14 protein-coding genes are annotated in these 15,989 nt (G+C 71.6%); 13 read left to right on the forward strand and 1 reads right to left on the reverse strand.

Annotated features, from left to right (window positions below):
* Positions 1-41: 41 nt before the first annotated feature.
* From mutS to DJ019_RS07020, 10 genes are all read left to right on the forward strand, one after another.
* Complete coding sequence (gene mutS, locus DJ019_RS06975; RefSeq protein ID WP_111275251.1) at positions 42-2,726, forward strand: DNA mismatch repair protein MutS; 2,685 nt, start codon at positions 42-44, stop codon at positions 2,724-2,726.
* A gap of 4 nt (positions 2,727-2,730) precedes the next feature.
* Complete coding sequence (locus DJ019_RS06980) at positions 2,731-3,318, forward strand: chloramphenicol phosphotransferase CPT family protein (protein ID WP_111275252.1); 588 nt, start codon at positions 2,731-2,733, stop codon at positions 3,316-3,318.
* Between the two features lie 150 nt (positions 3,319-3,468).
* Positions 3,469-6,288 (forward strand): [protein-PII] uridylyltransferase, encoded by a 2,820-nt coding sequence (locus DJ019_RS06985; RefSeq protein ID WP_111275253.1) that lies wholly within the window; start codon positions 3,469-3,471, stop codon positions 6,286-6,288.
* Between the two features lie 85 nt (positions 6,289-6,373).
* Positions 6,374-8,020: a murein biosynthesis integral membrane protein MurJ gene (gene murJ, locus DJ019_RS06990; RefSeq protein WP_111275513.1), complete on the forward strand. Its 1,647-nt coding sequence runs from the start codon at positions 6,374-6,376 to the stop codon at positions 8,018-8,020.
* Positions 8,021-8,146: 126 nt separating this feature from the next.
* On the forward strand, positions 8,147-9,181 hold the full coding sequence (gene trpS, locus DJ019_RS06995; RefSeq protein ID WP_111275254.1) for a tryptophan--tRNA ligase: 1,035 nt from the start codon (positions 8,147-8,149) through the stop codon (positions 9,179-9,181).
* A 55-nt stretch (positions 9,182-9,236) separates the two neighbouring features.
* Positions 9,237-9,713 (forward strand): universal stress protein, encoded by a 477-nt coding sequence (locus DJ019_RS07000; RefSeq protein ID WP_111275255.1) that lies wholly within the window; start codon positions 9,237-9,239, stop codon positions 9,711-9,713.
* Between the two features lie 46 nt (positions 9,714-9,759).
* Positions 9,760-10,332: a NifU family protein gene (locus DJ019_RS07005; protein WP_111275256.1), complete on the forward strand. Its 573-nt coding sequence runs from the start codon at positions 9,760-9,762 to the stop codon at positions 10,330-10,332.
* 34 nt (positions 10,333-10,366) lie between these two features.
* Positions 10,367-11,005: a tRNA (adenosine(37)-N6)-threonylcarbamoyltransferase complex dimerization subunit type 1 TsaB gene (tsaB, locus tag DJ019_RS07010; protein WP_240606412.1), complete on the forward strand. Its 639-nt coding sequence runs from the start codon at positions 10,367-10,369 to the stop codon at positions 11,003-11,005.
* On the forward strand, positions 11,002-11,457 hold the full coding sequence (locus DJ019_RS07015) for a GNAT family N-acetyltransferase (RefSeq protein WP_111275258.1): 456 nt from the start codon (positions 11,002-11,004) through the stop codon (positions 11,455-11,457). The genes tsaB and DJ019_RS07015 overlap by 4 nt, the downstream gene beginning before the upstream one ends.
* A 72-nt stretch (positions 11,458-11,529) precedes the next feature.
* Positions 11,530-11,901, forward strand: coding sequence for a Fur family transcriptional regulator (locus tag DJ019_RS07020; protein ID WP_111275514.1), 372 nt, complete (start codon positions 11,530-11,532; stop codon positions 11,899-11,901).
* 7 nt (positions 11,902-11,908) lie between these two features.
* Here the strand turns inward: DJ019_RS07020 and DJ019_RS07025 are convergent, their stop codons facing one another.
* Positions 11,909-13,117: an MFS transporter gene (locus DJ019_RS07025; RefSeq protein ID WP_111275259.1), complete on the reverse strand. Its 1,209-nt coding sequence runs from the start codon at positions 13,115-13,117 to the stop codon at positions 11,909-11,911.
* Between the two features lie 98 nt (positions 13,118-13,215).
* Between DJ019_RS07025 and miaB the strand changes: the two genes are divergently transcribed.
* From miaB to ybeY, 3 genes are read left to right on the forward strand one after another with little or no spacing between them, the layout of a single operon-like run.
* Positions 13,216-14,547 carry a tRNA (N6-isopentenyl adenosine(37)-C2)-methylthiotransferase MiaB gene (miaB, locus tag DJ019_RS07030; RefSeq protein WP_111275260.1) on the forward strand — a complete coding sequence of 444 codons (1,332 nt, stop codon included), beginning with the start codon at positions 13,216-13,218 and terminating at the stop codon, positions 14,545-14,547.
* Positions 14,544-15,503, forward strand: a complete 960-nt coding sequence (locus DJ019_RS07035) for a PhoH family protein (RefSeq protein ID WP_111275261.1) — start codon at positions 14,544-14,546, stop codon at positions 15,501-15,503. Before miaB ends, DJ019_RS07035 begins: the two co-directional genes overlap by 4 nt.
* 53 nt (positions 15,504-15,556) lie before the next feature.
* Positions 15,557-15,970 (forward strand): rRNA maturation RNase YbeY, encoded by a 414-nt coding sequence (ybeY, locus tag DJ019_RS07040; RefSeq protein WP_111275515.1) that lies wholly within the window; start codon positions 15,557-15,559, stop codon positions 15,968-15,970.
* Positions 15,971-15,989: the final 19 nt, after the last annotated feature.

The raw sequence follows: 15,989 nt of genomic DNA on the forward strand, positions 1-15,989 counted from the left end.
GGGTGCGGGACTCAGCCGCATCCTCTAGCGTCGCCCGCTTGATGAACGCGCCGCTTCCCACCTCCACGCCAGACGCCACCGGCGCCTCGCCGGTGATGGCGCAGTTCTTCGACGCCAAGGCGCGCCAGCCCGACGCCCTGGTCTTCTTCCGCATGGGCGACTTCTACGAGCTGTTCTTCGAGGACGCGCAGAAGGCGGCGGCGGCCCTGGGCATCACCCTGACCGCCCGCGGCCAGCACGGGGGCCAGCCGATCCCCATGGCCGGCGTGCCCGCCCACGCCATGGAGGCCTATCTCGCCAAGCTGATCCGCGCCGGGTTCAAGGTCGCGGTCTGCGAGCAGCTCGAGGATCCGGCCGAGGCCAAGAAGCGCGGCTCCAAGTCCGTGGTTCGCCGCGACGTGGTGCGGGTGGTGACGCCCGGCACCCTGACCGAGGACGGCCTGCTGGACGCGCGCGGCGCCAACCGGCTGGCGGCCGTCTCCGTGAGAGCCGGCGGCGCGGCGGTGGCGAGCGTCGAGCTCTCCACCGGGGAGGTGGAATGCCTGGCGGTGACCGTCGCGGGCTTGGCCTCGGCCCTGGCGGCGCTGGGACCTTCCGAGGTGCTGGTCCCCGACCGGCTCTTTGCCGACGAGGCGGTGTCGGCGGCGCTGAAGGGCGCGGGGGGCTTCGTCCAGCCGATGCCGAGCGCCCTGGCCGAACCGGGCGCTTCCGAGGCGCGGCTGAAGCGGCTGTACGGCGTCGAGACCCTGGACGGCTTCGGCCAGCTCTCGGGGGCCGAGGTCTCGGCGCTCGGCCTGATCGCGGCGCATCTGGAGACGACGCAGGCCGGCAAGCTGCCCGCGCTCTCCGCGCCGCGTCGGGCGGGCGAGGCCGACGTGATGGTCATCGACCCGGCCACGCGGACGAGCCTGGAGATCGAGAGGACGACGACCGGATCGCGCGACGGCTCGCTGCTGGCGGCGATCGACCGGACGGTGACGGCGCCCGGCGCGCGCCTGCTGGCCTCGCGGCTGGCCCGGCCGCTGCTGGACCCGGCGGCGATCGACGCCCGGCTCGACGCGGTGGCCTGGTTCTGCGAGCACCGGGCCCAGCGCCAGCGCCTGCGCGAGGCGTTGAAGGGCATGCCCGACATGGCGCGGGCGCTGTCGCGGCTGGCGCTGGGGCGCGGCGGGCCGCGCGACCTGGGGGCGGTGCGCGACGGCCTGGCCATCGGCGAGGCCGTGACCGAGCTCTTCGCCAGCTTGCGCGACCCGCTGGTGCAGCCACCGGAGGAGGTGGCCCAGGCGCTCCGGGCCCTGACCCTGCCGCTGCATGCGGAGCTCGCGGCCTTCCGCGCGCTGCTCTCCGAAGGCCTGGGCGACGAGCTGCCGGCCCAGGCGCGCGACGGCGGCTTCGTCGCCGAGGGGATCCGTCCCGAGCTGGACCAGGCCCGGGCGTTGCGCGACGACAGCCGGCGGGTGGTCGCGGCGCTGGAGGCCCGGCTGGCCGGCGAAAGCGGCGTCGCCCTGAAGATCCGCCACAACGCGGTGCTGGGCTATTTCGTCGAGTGCACCGCCAAGGCGGCCGAGCCGCTGATGGCGCCGCCGTTGAACGCGACCTTCATCCACCGCCAGACCCTGGCCAATCAGGTGCGCTTCACGACCGTGGAGCTGGCCGAGCTGGACGCGAAGATCGCCCAGGCGGCCGAGCGGGCCCTGGCCATAGAGATCGAGACCTTCGAGGCCTGGCGCGAGGCGGCGACGGGCGTCGCGGCGCCCATCCAGGCTGCGGCCCAGGCGGCGGCGGTGCTGGACGTGGCGTCGGCGCTTGCCGAATGGGCCGACGATGTCGGCGCGACCCGCCCCGTCGTCGATCGCTCCAGCGCCTTCGAGGCCGAGGCGGCGCGCCATCCGGTGGTCGAAGCGGCGGTCCGGCGAGCCGGCGAGGCCTTCACCCCCAACGACTGCCGGCTCGACGGGGCGGGCGTTGGCGCGGCGCGGCTGTCCATCGTCACCGGCCCGAACATGGCCGGTAAATCGACCTTCCTGCGGCAGAACGCGATCCTGGCCGTCCTGGCGCAGGCCGGCTGTTTCGTGCCGGCGAAGCGATTGCGGCTGGGCGTGGTGGACCGGCTGTTCAGCCGCGTCGGCGCCGGGGACGACCTGGCGCGGGGGCGCTCCACCTTCATGATGGAGATGGTCGAGACCGCGGCGATCCTCAGCCAGGCGACGCCGCGCAGCCTGGTGATCCTGGACGAGATCGGCCGGGGCACCGCCACCTACGACGGCCTGGCCATCGCCTGGGCCTGCGCCGAGGCGCTGCATGAGACCAACCGTTGCCGGGCGCTGTTCGCCACCCACTACCATGAGCTGGCGGTGCTGGAGGGGCGGCTGGCGCACGTCTCCAACCTCAGCCTCAAGGCCAAGGAGTGGAATGGCGAGCTGATCTTCCTGCACGAGGCCGGCCCGGGTCCCGCCGACCGCTCCTACGGCGTCCAGGTCGCCAAGCTGGCCGGCGTCCCGTCGCCGGTGGTGGCGCGCGCGAAGCAGGTGCTGGAGCGGTTGGAGAAGGAGGCCGCCGGCCCCGCCAACCTCGACGACCTCCCCCTCTTCGCCGCCGTGGCCGAGCCCGAGGCGAAGTATGGCCCCAGCAAGACCGAGGAAGCCCTCGCCGCCCTCGACCCCGACGGCATGAGCCCCCGCGAGGCGCTGGACGCGCTGTACCGGCTGAAAGGGCTGATGGGGTAAGGGGATGTCGCCGCCGGACGTGATCTTCCTGAACGGCAGCACGTCGGCGGGGAAATCGACGTTGGCGAAGGCGTTGCAGGCGCGGCTTCCGGACGGTTACGTCCTTTTCGGCGTCGATGATCCGATCCAGCGCGCGCCGCTGCGATGGCACGACAACCCAGAAGGCTTCCAGTTCGTCACACGCGCCGATGGCGCGGTTGTCCTGTTGATCGGCTCCGAGGGGCGTCGACTGCTGGCGGCCTGGCGACGGATGATGCGGGCAGCCGTCGATGCGGGACTGCGGATCATCCTCGACGAAGTGGTCCTGGAGCCGGCGATGCTGACGGACTGGACTGACGTCCTGGTGGGCGTGGACGTGGCTTTCGTCGGAGTAAGCTGCGACCTCGCCGAGCTGGAGCGGCGCGAGCGGGCCCGCGGCGACCGGGCGCCCGGCCAGGCGCGGTCGATGCACGAGTTGGTCCATGCCCACGGACTCTACGACCTCGAGGTCGACAGCACGGCGACGTCGGCGGAGGCGCTGGCCGACGAGATCGCCGTCTGGCTGCCGACCCGGGGGGGCGTCTCGGCGTTTGAGCGGCTGCGCGGCGCCTGATCCCCGGTTCGGCCCAGCGCGAGTCGGCCTTCGGATTCCGGCGTCAGCTTCCGCGTGGATCCCCGCCTACGCGGGGATGAGCGGTAGGAGGGAGATTTCGCGGGCGGCGCCTGCGCCTGTTAACGAACTCGCCTATATGCCTCTGCAGCCATGCCCACGCGCCTGAAGCCCACCCGCCTTGAATATGTCGTCGACGGCGTGCGGCTGCGCGCGCAGCTCTCGGCGGCGGCGCTGGAGAACCTGGGTGACGAGGCGGCGCAGCGGAAGGCGGCGCTGGACGTCCTGAAGGCGGCGCTGTTCCGCGGGCGGATGATCGCCAAGGAGCGGCTGGAGAACGGGGCCGGCGGGATCGAGACCGCGCGCCTGCTCTCGGGCGTGACCGACGAGGTGGTCTCGGCGCTTTACGACTTCACGACAGTGCACGTGTTCCGGGCCCGCAACCCCACCGAGGGCGAGCGCCTGGCGCTGATGGCCGTGGGTGGCTACGGCCGTGGCACGCTGGCGCCCTATTCCGACATCGATCTGCTGTTCGTGCGCCCCTACAAGCAGACGGCCCACACCGAGAGCGTGATCGAGTTCATGCTCTACGCCCTGTGGGATCTGGGCTTCAAAGTGGGCCACGCCTCGCGGACCATCGAGGAGTGCATCAAGCTCTCCCGCGAGGATTTCACCATCCGCACCTCGATCCTGGAGGCGCGGCGCCTGACGGGCGACGAGGAGCTGGCCGAGGAACTGGTGCGCCGGTTCCGTGGCGAGGTGGTGAAGGGGACGGGCGCCGAGTTCGTGGCCGCCAAGCTGAAGGAGCGGGACGACCGTCACGCCCGCGCCGGCGCCAGCCGCTACATGGTCGAGCCGAACGTGAAGGAGGGGAAGGGCGGCCTGCGTGACCTGAACACCCTCTTCTGGATCGCCCAGTACCTGCATCCCGGCGAGACCATCGAGCGCGTGATGCAGATGGAGATGTTCGAGCGCCGCGAGGTGCGGACCTTCATCAAGGCCTTCGACTTCCTCTGGGCCGTGCGCAGCCACCTGCACTTCGCCACCGGCCGGCCGGAGGAGCGGCTGAGCTTCGACCTGCAGCCCGAGATCGCGCGGCGGATGGGCTATGGCGACCGGGGCGATGCGCCGGCCGTGGAGCGGTTCATGCGCCGCTACTTCCTGATCGCCAAGGACGTGGGCGCCCTGACCCGGGTGTTCGCCGCCAAGCTGGAGGCCGAGCAGGTCAAGACGGCGCCCAAGGGGATCAGCCGGTTCATCCCGGGCCGCCAGGTCAAGCGCAAGCCGCTGGACGAGCCCGGCTTCCACGAGGTGGGCGGGCGCCTGGACGTCGATCCGGACATCTTCGAGCACGACCCGGTCAACCTGCTGCGGCTGTTCAGGATCGCCGACACCCGGAACCTGGACCTGCACCCGGACGCCTTCACCGCCGCCTCGCGATCGGTCAACCTGATCACCTCGGCGGTGCGCCGGGACCGGCACGCCGCGAAGGTGTTCCTCGACATCCTGGCCCGCGGCCGCGATCCGCGCACGACCCTGACGCTGATGAACGAGGCCGGGGTGCTGGGGCGCTACATGCCCGAGTGGGGCCGCATCGTCGCCCAGATGCAGTTCAACATGTACCACTCGTACACGGTGGACGAGCACACCCTGCGGGCCGTGGGCGTGATCGCCGACATCGCCGCGGGACGGCTGGCCGACGACCATCCGCTGGCGGTGCAGATCATGCCGCTGATCGCCGACCGCGAGGCCCTGTTCCTGGCCATGCTGCTGCACGACACCGGCAAGGGCGGGGCTGGCGGGCAGGAGGTGGCGGGCGCCCGCGCCGCGCGCCAGGCTTGCGAACGCCTGGGCCTGGAGCGGTCCAAGATCGAGCTGGTCGCCTGGCTGGTGGAACACCACCTCGTGATGAGCGACTACGCCCAGAAGCGCGACATCTCTGACCCGCGCACGGTGGCCGATTTCGCCGGCATCGTGCAGAGCCCCGAGCGCCTTCGCCTGCTGCTGGTGCTGACGGTGGCCGACATCCGCGCCGTCGGACCGGGCGTCTGGAACGGCTGGAAAGGCCAGCTCATGCGCGAGCTCTACGCCGCCACCGAGGCGGTGTTCCGTGGCGGCCGTGGGTCGGACGCCGCGGCGGCGCTGAAGCGCTACCAGGAGAACGCGGCCTACGACGCCCGCGTGCGCCTTTCCAAGGTGGAGCCCGCCGCCGAGGCCTGGGGCGACGCCATGGAGGACGCCTATTTCACCGCCTTCGACGAGAGGGAGGTGCTGATCCACGCCCGCCTCGCCGTCCAGGCGGCGGCGGCGGGCGGGGCCGCGGCGGAGGGCCGGGTGCGGGCCGATCTCAACGCCTCGGAAGTGGTGGTGGCCGCCGACGACCGGCCGCGCCTGTTTGTCGACCTGGCGGAGGCCATCACTGGCGCGGGGGCCAATGTGGTCGGCGCGCGGGTCTTCACGTCCAGCTCGGGCAGCGCGCTCGACGTCTTCTACATCCAGGACGCGGCCGGCCAGCCCTATGGCGCGGACGACGCCCGGCTGCTGCCTCGCCTGGCCGAAAGCCTGGCCGCCGCCGCGCGGGGAGAGGTCCAGGCCCGCGAGCCGCGCCGCGCCGACCTCGGCCGCACCGCGGCCTTCGCGATCACCCCGGCGGTGATGCTGGACAACGACGCCTCGGAGGACTCGACGGTCGTCGAGGCCTCGGGCCGCGACCGGCCAGGCCTCCTGGCGAGGCTGGCCCGCACGCTCTCCGACGCCGGCCTCTCGATCACGTCGGCGCACATCGACGGCTATGGCGAGCGGGCGGTCGACGCCTTCTATGTGGTGGACGAGAACGGCGAAAAGCTGACCGACGCCCGGAAGGGCAATGCGCTGAAGCAGGCGCTGCTGGGCGCCCTGGCCGACAGCGAGGCCGAAAGCGCCCAGGGCCGCCGAAGCAACCTGCAGCGGGCGCGGGCCAGCGTCGCGCGGTAGGCGGGCTGCATCAAGATTCCACACCTGTGCGACGGGCGGAGCGGCTAGGTTGACGGCCTGCCCGACGCAGCCGAACCAAGACCCCGTGACCGAGACCTCCGCCCCGACGCCCGCCCCGAAGAAGCCCAGCGGGCGTGGCGGGCTGCTGCGTTCGTCCGCGATCTTCTCGGGCTTCACGCTGGTCAGCCGGGTCCTGGGCCTGGTCCGCGACCTGGTGGTGACCGCGCGGCTGGGCGCGAGCCAGACCATCGCCGCCGACGCCTACTACACGGCCCTGGCGTTCCCGAACCTGTTCCGACGGATCTTCGCCGAGGGCGCCTTCGCCGCGGCGTTCGTGCCGGCCTACACGCGCAAGCTCGCCGCGGACGGCGAGGCCGAGGCCGATCGCTTCGCGGCCGACGCGCTGGCCACCGTCGCCGTCGCCACCGTGGCCGTGATGCTCGCGGCCCAGCTCGCCATGCCGTGGCTGATGTACCTGATCAACCCGGGCTATGCGGACGAGCCGGAGAAGTTCCGGCTGGCCTGGATGCTGACCCAGGTGACCATGCCCTACCTGCCGTGCATGGCCATCGCGGCGCTGTTCTCCGGCATCCTGAACGCGCACGGGCGCTTCATCGTCTCGGCCGCCTATCCCACGATCCTGAACCTCGTGATGCTGGCGGTGGTGCTGCCGCAGAAGGACCCTGTGCAGGCGGCGTGGTGGGCCTCGGGCGCGGTGGTCGTCTCCGGGATCGGCCAGGCCGGCGTCTGCTGGTGGGGCGCGGCCCGCACGGGCGCGCGGCTGCGCCTGATCCGGCCCCGGCTGACGCCGGAGATCCGGTCGCTGGTGAAGCTGGCCATCCCGACGGTGATCGCCAACAGCGCGACCCAGATCAACATCTTCATCTCGGGCATCCTGGCCTCTCAGATCGCCGGGATGCGGGTCTGGATGAACGTGGCCGATCGGCTCTACCAGCTCCCCATGAGCCTCGTGGGCGTGGCGATCGGCGTGGCGCTGCTGCCGCGCCTGTCGCAGGCCCTGCAGAAGGACGACCACGGCGACGCCCAGGCGGCCATGGACCAGGGGCTGGTCTTCGCCCTGGCGTTCAGCCTGCCGGCGGCCGCGGCGCTGATGGCCCTGCCGGTCTATCTGATCGACGGGCTGTTCACGCGGGACCAGTTCACGGCCGCCGACGCCGTCGCCACGGGCGAGCTGCTGTTCCACTACGGCTGGGGCGTGCCGGCCTTCGTGCTGCTCAGGATCCTGCAGCCGGCGTTCTTCGCGCGCCAGGACACCAAGACGCCGATGCGGTTCTCGCTGATCTCGGTCGGTGTGAACATCGTGCTGGGCGTGGCCCTGTTCTACGCCATCGGCTTCACCGGCGTGGCCATCGCCACCAGCGTCGCCGCCTGGATCAGCGTGCTGCAGATGTGGGTCTCGCTGACCCGCCGGGGCGTCTGGCGGCCCACGCCGCGGGCGGTGTTCAAGATCACCCGCGTGGCCCTGGCCAGCGCGGCCCTGGGCGGGGTGCTCTTCCTGGCCAACCTGTTCCGCGCCGAGATCGAGGCGACCATCGCGGCGGTCCTGCCGCATGGCGTGAAGGAGATCTCGATCGTGCTGATCTGCACGGCGGGGCTCGCGCTCTATCCGGCGCTGCTGTTCGCCTTCGGCGGGGTGACGCCGGCGGAGTTCAAGGCGGCGCTCCGGCGGCGCAGGGGCGATCCCGCGCCGGCGGCTCCGGACTTGTCCTGACGCCGCCGGCCGTCTATGCCGCCGGCCATGGCTTTCGGACTGAACACTTGGCGATGGCGCTGACCGCCTGATCCCGCGAAACCGGGCTTGCGCCCGCCTGTCCCTATCCTACAGAAGCCACCCATCATGACCGACCAAGCTCCGGCCCCCTACGCGGGCCCCGAACGCGTGCTCTCCGGCGTCCAGCCCTCGGGCGACCTGCACCTGGGCAACTACCTGGGCGCCCTGGCGAAGTTCGCCAGGCTCCAGCACGAGATCCCGACCTTCATCTTCGTGGCCGACTATCACGCGATCACCGTGTGGCAGGACCCGAAGAAGCTGAAGGACCAGGTGCGGGAGATCGCCGCCGCCTACCTGGCCACCGGCCTGGACCCGAAGGTCGCCACTATCTTCGCCCAGTCGGCGGTGCCCGAGCACGCCGAACTGGCCTGGGTGTTCAACTGCGTCGCCCGCCTGGGCTGGCTGGACCGGATGACCCAGTTCAAGGAGAAGAGCGGCAAGCACAAGGAGCGGTCGAGCGTCGGGCTCTACACCTACCCGGTGCTGCAGGCGGCCGACATCCTGATCTACAAGGCCACCAAGGTGCCGGTCGGCGAGGACCAGAAGCAGCACCTGGAGCTGACCCGGGACATCGCCCAGAAGTTCAACAACGACTTCGAGGCGCCCGGTTTCTTCCCGCTGCCCGATCCGTTGACCCAGGGCCCCGGCGCGCGGGTGATGAGCCTGCGGGACGGCGCGGCCAAGATGAGCAAGTCCGACCCGTCGGACTATTCGCGCATCAACCTGACCGACGACGCCGACGCGATCTCGCAGAAGGTCCGCAAGGCGCGCACTGACGCCGAGCCGCTGCCGGAGACGTCCGAAGGGCTGGAAGGCCGGGCCGAGGCGCGCAACCTGGTGGGCATCTATGCCGCCCTCGCCGGCGTCACCGAGGCCGAGGTGCTGAAGGAATTCGCGGGCCAGGGCTTCGGCGCCTTCAAGCCGAAGCTCGCCGACCTGGCGGTCTCGGTCATGGCGCCCATCGGCGGCGAGATGCGCCGGCTGCTCGCCGATCCTGCGGAGATCGACCGTGTCCTGGCCGACGGCGCCGAGCGGGCCCGCGCCCTGGCGGCGCCGACGATGGCCGAGGTGAAGAAGCTGGTGGGCTTCTGGGGCGGCTGAGCCGTCGCCCCTCCTGGCGCTTGCTCCGACGCGACTTGCAGCGCAGGTTCCGCGCATGACGACGCGGCGCAAGTTCCTGGTGGTGGCGGACGACTCCCCGGAGTTCGACGCTGCGCTGCGCTTCGCCTGCCGGCGGGCGCGGTCCACCGGCGGCTACGTCGCCCTGCTGCGGGTGATCGAGCCGGCGGTGTTCGAGCACTGGTCGGGTGTCCGCGAGGAGATCGCCCGCCAGCAGCGGCAGGAGGCCGAGACCGCGCTTCAGCAGCCGGCCGAATACGTCCAGGCCGAGACGGGCCTGCCGCCGGAGTTCCTGATCGTCGAGGCCGATTCGACGCGGGCGGCGCTGAGGCAGGTGCTGACCGAGGACGCCGACATCAAGATCCTGGTGCTGGCCGCCGCCGTCGGCGGACGCGGGCCGGGCCCGCTGGTCAGCAGCATCGCCAAGGAAGGCGTGAAGTGGGGCAGCCGCAAGGTGCCGATCACCATCGTTCCCGGCGATCTCACCGACGACGAGATCGCGATCCTGGCGTGACATCGACGCGCTTGCGCGCGCGGGGCCGCGGGGCCACATCTGCGGCATGTTCATCCAGACCGAAGCCACTCCGAACCCGGACGTCCTGAAGTTCGCCCCCGGCCGCGCCGTGCTGGGCGAAGGAACGCGGGACTTCCGCGATCCGGAGGCCGCCGCCGCCTCGCCCCTGGCGGCGGAGCTGTTCGAGATCACCGGCGTCAGCCGGGTGTTCTTCGGCCCGGACTTCATCACGGTGGGCAAGCACGCCGCCGTCGACTGGGCGCATGTGAAGGCGCTGATCCTCGCGGCGATCATGGACCATCTGACGTCCGGCCGGCCGCTCCTCCTTGAGGGTGGGGAGGCGGAGGGCGGCCACGACGAGGGCGTCTACGAAGGCGACGTGGCCCAGATCGTCGCCGAGATCAAAGACCTGCTCGACACCCGCATCCGGCCGGCCGTGGCGCAGGACGGCGGCGACATTCTCTTCAACCGCTTCGACGTAGAGACCGGCGTGGTCTGGCTCAACATGCGCGGCGCCTGTTCGGGCTGCCCATCCTCTTCGGCGACGCTGAAGCAGGGCGTGGAGAACATGCTGAAGCACTACGTCCCGGAAGTGACCGCGGTCGAACAGGCGCTTTGACGGCGCGCGCGAACCGGCTACCCGAGGGGCGATGATCGTCCTCGGGCTCGACACCTGCCTCAACGCCTGCTCGGTCGCCGTGCTCGACGGCGGGACCGTGCTCGCGCATGCGTCCGAAGCGATGGCGCGGGGCCACCAGGAGCGGCTGGCGCCCATGGTCCAGTCGGTCATGGCCGAGGCGGGGCTGACCTTCGAGCAACTGGAGCGGATCGGCGCCACCGTGGGCCCGGGCTCGTTCACCGGGCTGCGCGTCGGCGTCGCGTTCGCCAAGGGGCTGGGGTCGGCCCTGGCGATCCCCGCCGTCGGCGTCGGCGCTCTGGAGGCCCTGGCGGCGGAGGCGGGGGGGCTCGTCGCCGCGGCCATCGACGCCCGCCGCGACCAGCTCTACCTGCAGGTCTTCGAGGACGGCCACGCGCTCATGGCGCCGGACGTGCTGCCGCTGGGAACCGCGGCCGCGCGCCTGGCCGAGCTGTCGATGGGCCGGCCCCTCACCCTGATCGGCTCCGGCGCGCCGCTGCTGGCCGATGCGGCCCGCGGAGCGGACGTCCGCACGCCGGACGGCTGCGACGCCCGTCACGTGGCGAAGCTGGCGGCTGCGCGGTCGCCCGGCCCTCTGCGCCCGCTGTACCTGCGCGCGCCCGACGCCAAGCTGCCCGGCGGTCGCGATCCATGAACCTGGCGGCCGCAACGCCTGACGATGCGCCGGCGATGGCGTCGGTGCACGCCCAGGCCTTCGATACGCCCTGGGACGAGTCCGACTTCGAAGGGCTGCTGGAATCGCAGGGGATCTTCGGCTTCCTGGTGAGCGACGAGGATCCGGCCGGCGTGCTGATCTGCCGCGCCGTCGGCGGCGAGGCCGAGATCCTGACCGTGGGCGTGGCCCCTTGGGCCCGCCGCAGGGGCGTGGGGCTGGCGCTGATGACCGCCGCCATCGGCGCGGCGCGGGTGGCCGGGGCCGGCGAGATGTTCCTGGAGGTCGACGTGGACAACGGCGGGGCGGTGGCGCTCTACGAGGGCCTGGGGTTCGTCCGCACGGGCCTGCGCAAGGGGTACTACGATCGTGGCGCGGCCGGCCGGGCCGACGCGCTGGTGATGCGTCTCGACCTTACATCCGCAGCCCACTAGACCTATCCTTACGGCAAATCGGAGAGAGGGCCCGTGTCGGATCGCATCGAGAAACTCTGCCTCGAGAAGAACATGCGCATGACTGAGCAGCGCCGCGTCATCGCGCGCGTGCTCTCGAGCGCCACCGACCACCCCGATGTGGAGGAACTGCACCGCAGGGCCCATGCCGTGGATCCGCACATCTCCATCGCCACGGTCTACCGGACGGTGCGCCTGTTCGAGGAAGCGGGGATCATCGACCGGCTCGATTTCCGCGACGGCCGCTCGCGGTACGAGGAGCATACCGACGAGCACCACGACCACCTGATCGACATGAAGACCGGCAAGGTGGTGGAGTTCGTCGACGCCGAGATCGAGGCGCTGCAGGAAGCCATCGCCCGCAAGCTCGGCTACCGGCTGGTGGACCATCGGCTGGAGCTCTACGGGATGCCGATCGAGGAATAGACCGCCGTCAGGCCGCGAGGCCGTCCCGCCGCCGGCGGACGGTGGCGCCCAGCCCCAGGGCGGCGAGCAGGGCGAAGCCCGCGCCCGCGAGGAAGGTGGTCGGAGGGCCGTAGAGGCTCCACAGAAGACCGGCGAGGCCGCTGGAAGCCAGCATCGTCACCCCGCTGGCCAGGTTGAACAGCCCGAAAGCCGAGCCGCGCAGGCGTTCGGGGGCGGCGTCTGCGACCATGGCGTTGAGCACGCCCTGGGTCAGGCCCATGTGCAGCCCCCACAGCGCGACGCCCAGGAACACTCCGGCGACGCTGTCCAGGAACGCCAGCGCCAGGTCGGCCAGGACCAGCACCCCCAGGCCCGCCAGCAGCAGCAGTCGGCGATCGACCCGGTCCGAGAAGCCGCCGGCCGGCGCCGAGACCAGCGAATAGACCACGTTCATCGCCACCATGACCGCCGGCGCGAAGGCGAGAGGCAACCCCGCGTCCTGAGCGCGCAGGATCAGGAAGGCCTCGCTGAAACGGGCCAGGGTGAAGACCACGCTGACGGCGACCACGGTCCAGAAGGCGGCGTCCAGGCCCTTCAGGTCGGACCAGCGGATGGGGGGCGGACGCGGGGTGTCCACGGCCTGAGCCCGGTCGGGCTCTTCCAGACCCAGCACCAGGAGGGCGACGGCGATCAGGGCCGGGACCACCGCCCAGGCCAGCACCTGCCGGAGGTCGCCCGCCAGCGCCAGCATCAGCCCGATGGCCAGCAGCGGCCCGAGGAAGGCACCGACCGTGTCCAGGCCCTGGCGTACGCCGAAGGCGAGGCCGCGCACCGCGGGCGGCGTGATGTCGGCCACCAGGGCGTCCCGCGGCGCGCCGCGGATTCCCTTGCCGATCCGGTCCAGGAACCGCGCGCCCATCACCTCGAACGGCGTTGCGGCCAGGGGAAACACGGGCTTGGTCAGCGCGGCGAGACCGTAGCCGATCACGGCCAGCAGCTTGCGTCGTCCCAGCCGGTCGGAAATCCAGCCCGAGAACACCTTGGTCACGGCGGCGGTGGCCTCGGCGACGCCCTCGATGAGGCCGAGCAGGGCGACGCTGGCGCCCAGCGTGCCGACCAGCAGCGCGGGCATCAGGGCGTGGACCATCTCGGACGAGACGTCCATGAACAGCGAGACGAACCCCAGGACCCAGACTCCCCGGGGCACGGACCGGAGTCGCTGGCGGGCGCGGGCCATGGGTTGGTCTACCGCGCTGCGGCCCCGCTAGGGAAGCCGCCTGCCGCCTGCCGCCTGCCGCCTTGCGCCGGCCCCCTCGCGACCCCATAACGCCGGCCATGTCCGAGACCGCGCCCCAGAAGCGCCTCTACATCAAGACCTACGGCTGTCAGATGAACGTCTACGACAGCGAGCGCATGGCCGACGTCCTTGCGCCGCTGGGGTATGGCATGACCGATGAGCCGGCCGAGGCGGACCTGGTGGTGCTCAACACCTGCCACATCCGCGAGAAGGCGACCGAGAAGGTCTATTCCGAGCTGGGCCAGCTCAAGCGGCTGAAGCAGGACCGGCCGGGCGGCATGACCATCGCCGTGGCGGGCTGCGTCGCCCAGGCCGAGGGCGAGGAGATCATGCGCCGTCAGCCGGCCGTGGATCTGGTCGTCGGACCGCAGGCCTATCACCAGCTCCCCGAGCTGATCGCCCGCGCGCATCGGGCCCGGGGCGAGCGGCTGGCCGCGGATTTCGCCCCCGAGGAGAAGTTCGACGCCCTGTCCACCGAGCGACGCCCGAGCGGGGTGTCGGCGTTCCTGACGGTGCAGGAGGGCTGCGACAAGTTCTGCACGTTCTGCGTGGTGCCCTACACCCGCGGCGGCGAATGGAGCCGGCCCGTCGAGGCGATCGAGGCCGAGGCCCGGGCGCTGGCCGCCAAGGGCGTGCGCGAGGTCACCCTGCTGGGCCAGAACGTCAACGCCTATGCGGGCGAAGGCGGGCTCGCGGGACTCGTGCGGCGACTGGCCCGGATCGAGGGCCTGGACCGCATCCGCTACACCACCAGCCATCCGCGCGACATGGACGAGGCACTGATCGCCGCCCACGGCGAGGTCGAGGCGCTGATGCCCTACCTGCACCTGCCCGTGCAGGCGGGATCCGACAAGATCCTCAAGGCGATGAACCGGGCGCATACGGCGGAGAGCTACCTGCGGCTGATCGAGCGGATCCGCGCGGCGCGTCCAGACATCGCCATCAGCGGCGACTTCATCGTGGGCTTCCCGGGAGAGCGCGACTCCGACTTCGAGGCGACGCTGCAGCTCATCCGCGAGGTGGGCTACGCCAGCGCCTTCTCGTTCAAGTATTCGCGCCGCCCCGGCACGCCGGCCGCCGCCATGCCCGGACAGGTGGCCGAGGCGGTGAAGGACGAGCGGCTGCAGCGGCTGCAGGCGCTGATCGACGAGCAGCAGCAGGCGTTCAACGCCGCGCAGGCGGGGCGGACCTTGCCGGTGCTGTTCGAGAAGACCGGCCGGCATGCCGGCCAGCTTGTCGGCAAGAGCCCCTACCTGCAGGCGGTCCACGTCACGGCTCCGGATCGGATGCTGGGGCAGATCGTTCCGGTGAAGATCGACAGCGCCGCCAGGAACAGCCTGGCCGGCGTGCTGGAACTGGAGACGGCGTGAGCCGCGCACCCGAATTCATCGCCCTGTCCGACGCCGCCGTCCGCGCGGTCTCGGGAGCCGGTAGCCGCCACGCGGCGCTGATCGAGGACGCCTTCGGCGTGCTCATGGAGACGCCCGGCGGCGGGGTCTCGCTGTCGGGCGACGCCAAGTCGCGCGGCCAGGCCAAGAAGGCGGTGCAGGCGATCGCGCGGCGCGCCGACCAGGGCCTGGAGATCAACGAGGCGGACATCCGCGTGGCGATCGGCGAGGCCCGCACGGGTGCTGGCGGCGGCGGCGCGGGTGGGACCTTGCCGGTGGGCCGGCGCGGCCAGGTCGCGCCCAAGACCCGCACCCAGGCGAAGTACCTGGAAGCCCTCTCCGATTGCGAGCTGGTGTTCGGCCTCGGCCCCGCCGGCACGGGCAAGACCTTCCTCGCCGTCGCCCATGGCGCGGGCATGCTGCTGCGTGGCGCGGTGGACCGGCTGATCGTTTCGCGCCCGGCGGTGGAGGCGGGCGAGCGCCTGGGCTTCCTGCCCGGCGACATGAACGAGAAGGTCGACCCCTACATGGCGCCGGTCTGGGAGGCGCTGACGGACATCCTGGGCGCCGAACAGCTCCGCCGCCGGCGCGAGAAGGGCGAGATCGAGGTGGCGCCGATCGCCTTCCTGCGGGGCCGTACGCTGAGCCACGCCTTCGTCATCGTCGACGAGGCGCAGAACGCCAGCCGCGCGCAGATGAAGATGGTCCTGACCCGCCTGGGCGAAGGCTCGCGCATGGCGGTCACCGGCGACCCGACCCAGATCGACCTGCCGAATCCCGGGGATTCCGGCCTCGCGCACGCCGTCGGCCTGCTGGAGGGCGTGAAGGGGATCGGCGTCGTCCGGTTCGCGTCCGAGGACGTGGTGCGCCACCCGCTCGTGGAGCGGATCGTGCGCGCCTACGACGCCGACGCGGCCAAGCGCGGGCGCACGGTGTGATCGACGTCGAGATCGAGGACGAGACCTGGCTTGCGGCTCTGCCCCAGGCCGAGATGCTGGCGCGCGGCGCGGCGCTCGCGGCCCTGGACGCCGAGGGCGCGGCGCATGAGGGCGTGACCATACTACTGGCCGACGACGAGGCGGTCCGGGACCTGAACGCCCGTTTCCGGAGCAAGGATTCCCCCACCAACGTGCTGTCGTTCCCGGCGCCGAGGAACCCGGAGTTCCACCTGGGCGACATCGCCCTGGCCTATGGCGTCTGCGCACGGGAGGCGGCCGAACAGGGCAAGCCGCTGGCGCACCACCTGCAGCACCTGGTGGCGCATGGCGTTCTGCATCTTCTCGGATACGATCACATCGGCGATGATGAAGCCGAGGCCATGGAGAGCCTCGAGCGTGCGGTGCTGGCCGGGCTAGGCGTCCCTGACCCCTATGCGGCCGGTGAAGGAGAGCATGAACGACTCTGAACCTCCCAGTCGACGCAGC

Origin of the sequence: Phenylobacterium kunshanense, assembly GCF_003254525.1 — a bacterium.
Classification (GTDB): Bacteria; Pseudomonadota; Alphaproteobacteria; order Caulobacterales; family Caulobacteraceae; genus Phenylobacterium; species Phenylobacterium kunshanense.

Coding starts and splice junctions, on each gene's coding strand:
- DJ019_RS07000 (WP_111275255.1), top strand. CDS start 9,237: ATGACGACGCGGCGCAAGTTCCTGGTGGTGGCGGACGACTCCCCGGAG.
- trpS (WP_111275254.1), top strand. CDS start 8,147: ATGACCGACCAAGCTCCGGCCCCCTACGCGGGCCCCGAACGCGTGCTC.
- DJ019_RS07005 (WP_111275256.1), top strand. CDS start 9,760: ATGTTCATCCAGACCGAAGCCACTCCGAACCCGGACGTCCTGAAGTTC.
- DJ019_RS07015 (WP_111275258.1), top strand. CDS start 11,002: ATGAACCTGGCGGCCGCAACGCCTGACGATGCGCCGGCGATGGCGTCG.
- DJ019_RS06985 (WP_111275253.1), top strand. CDS start 3,469: ATGCCCACGCGCCTGAAGCCCACCCGCCTTGAATATGTCGTCGACGGC.
- DJ019_RS06980 (WP_111275252.1), top strand. CDS start 2,731: ATGTCGCCGCCGGACGTGATCTTCCTGAACGGCAGCACGTCGGCGGGG.
- miaB (WP_111275260.1), top strand. CDS start 13,216: ATGTCCGAGACCGCGCCCCAGAAGCGCCTCTACATCAAGACCTACGGC.
- mutS (WP_111275251.1), top strand. CDS start 42: ATGAACGCGCCGCTTCCCACCTCCACGCCAGACGCCACCGGCGCCTCG.
- DJ019_RS07025 (WP_111275259.1), bottom strand. CDS start 13,117: ATGGCCCGCGCCCGCCAGCGACTCCGGTCCGTGCCCCGGGGAGTCTGG.
- DJ019_RS07020 (WP_111275514.1), top strand. CDS start 11,530: ATGCGCATGACTGAGCAGCGCCGCGTCATCGCGCGCGTGCTCTCGAGC.
- ybeY (WP_111275515.1), top strand. CDS start 15,557: ATGCTGGCGCGCGGCGCGGCGCTCGCGGCCCTGGACGCCGAGGGCGCG.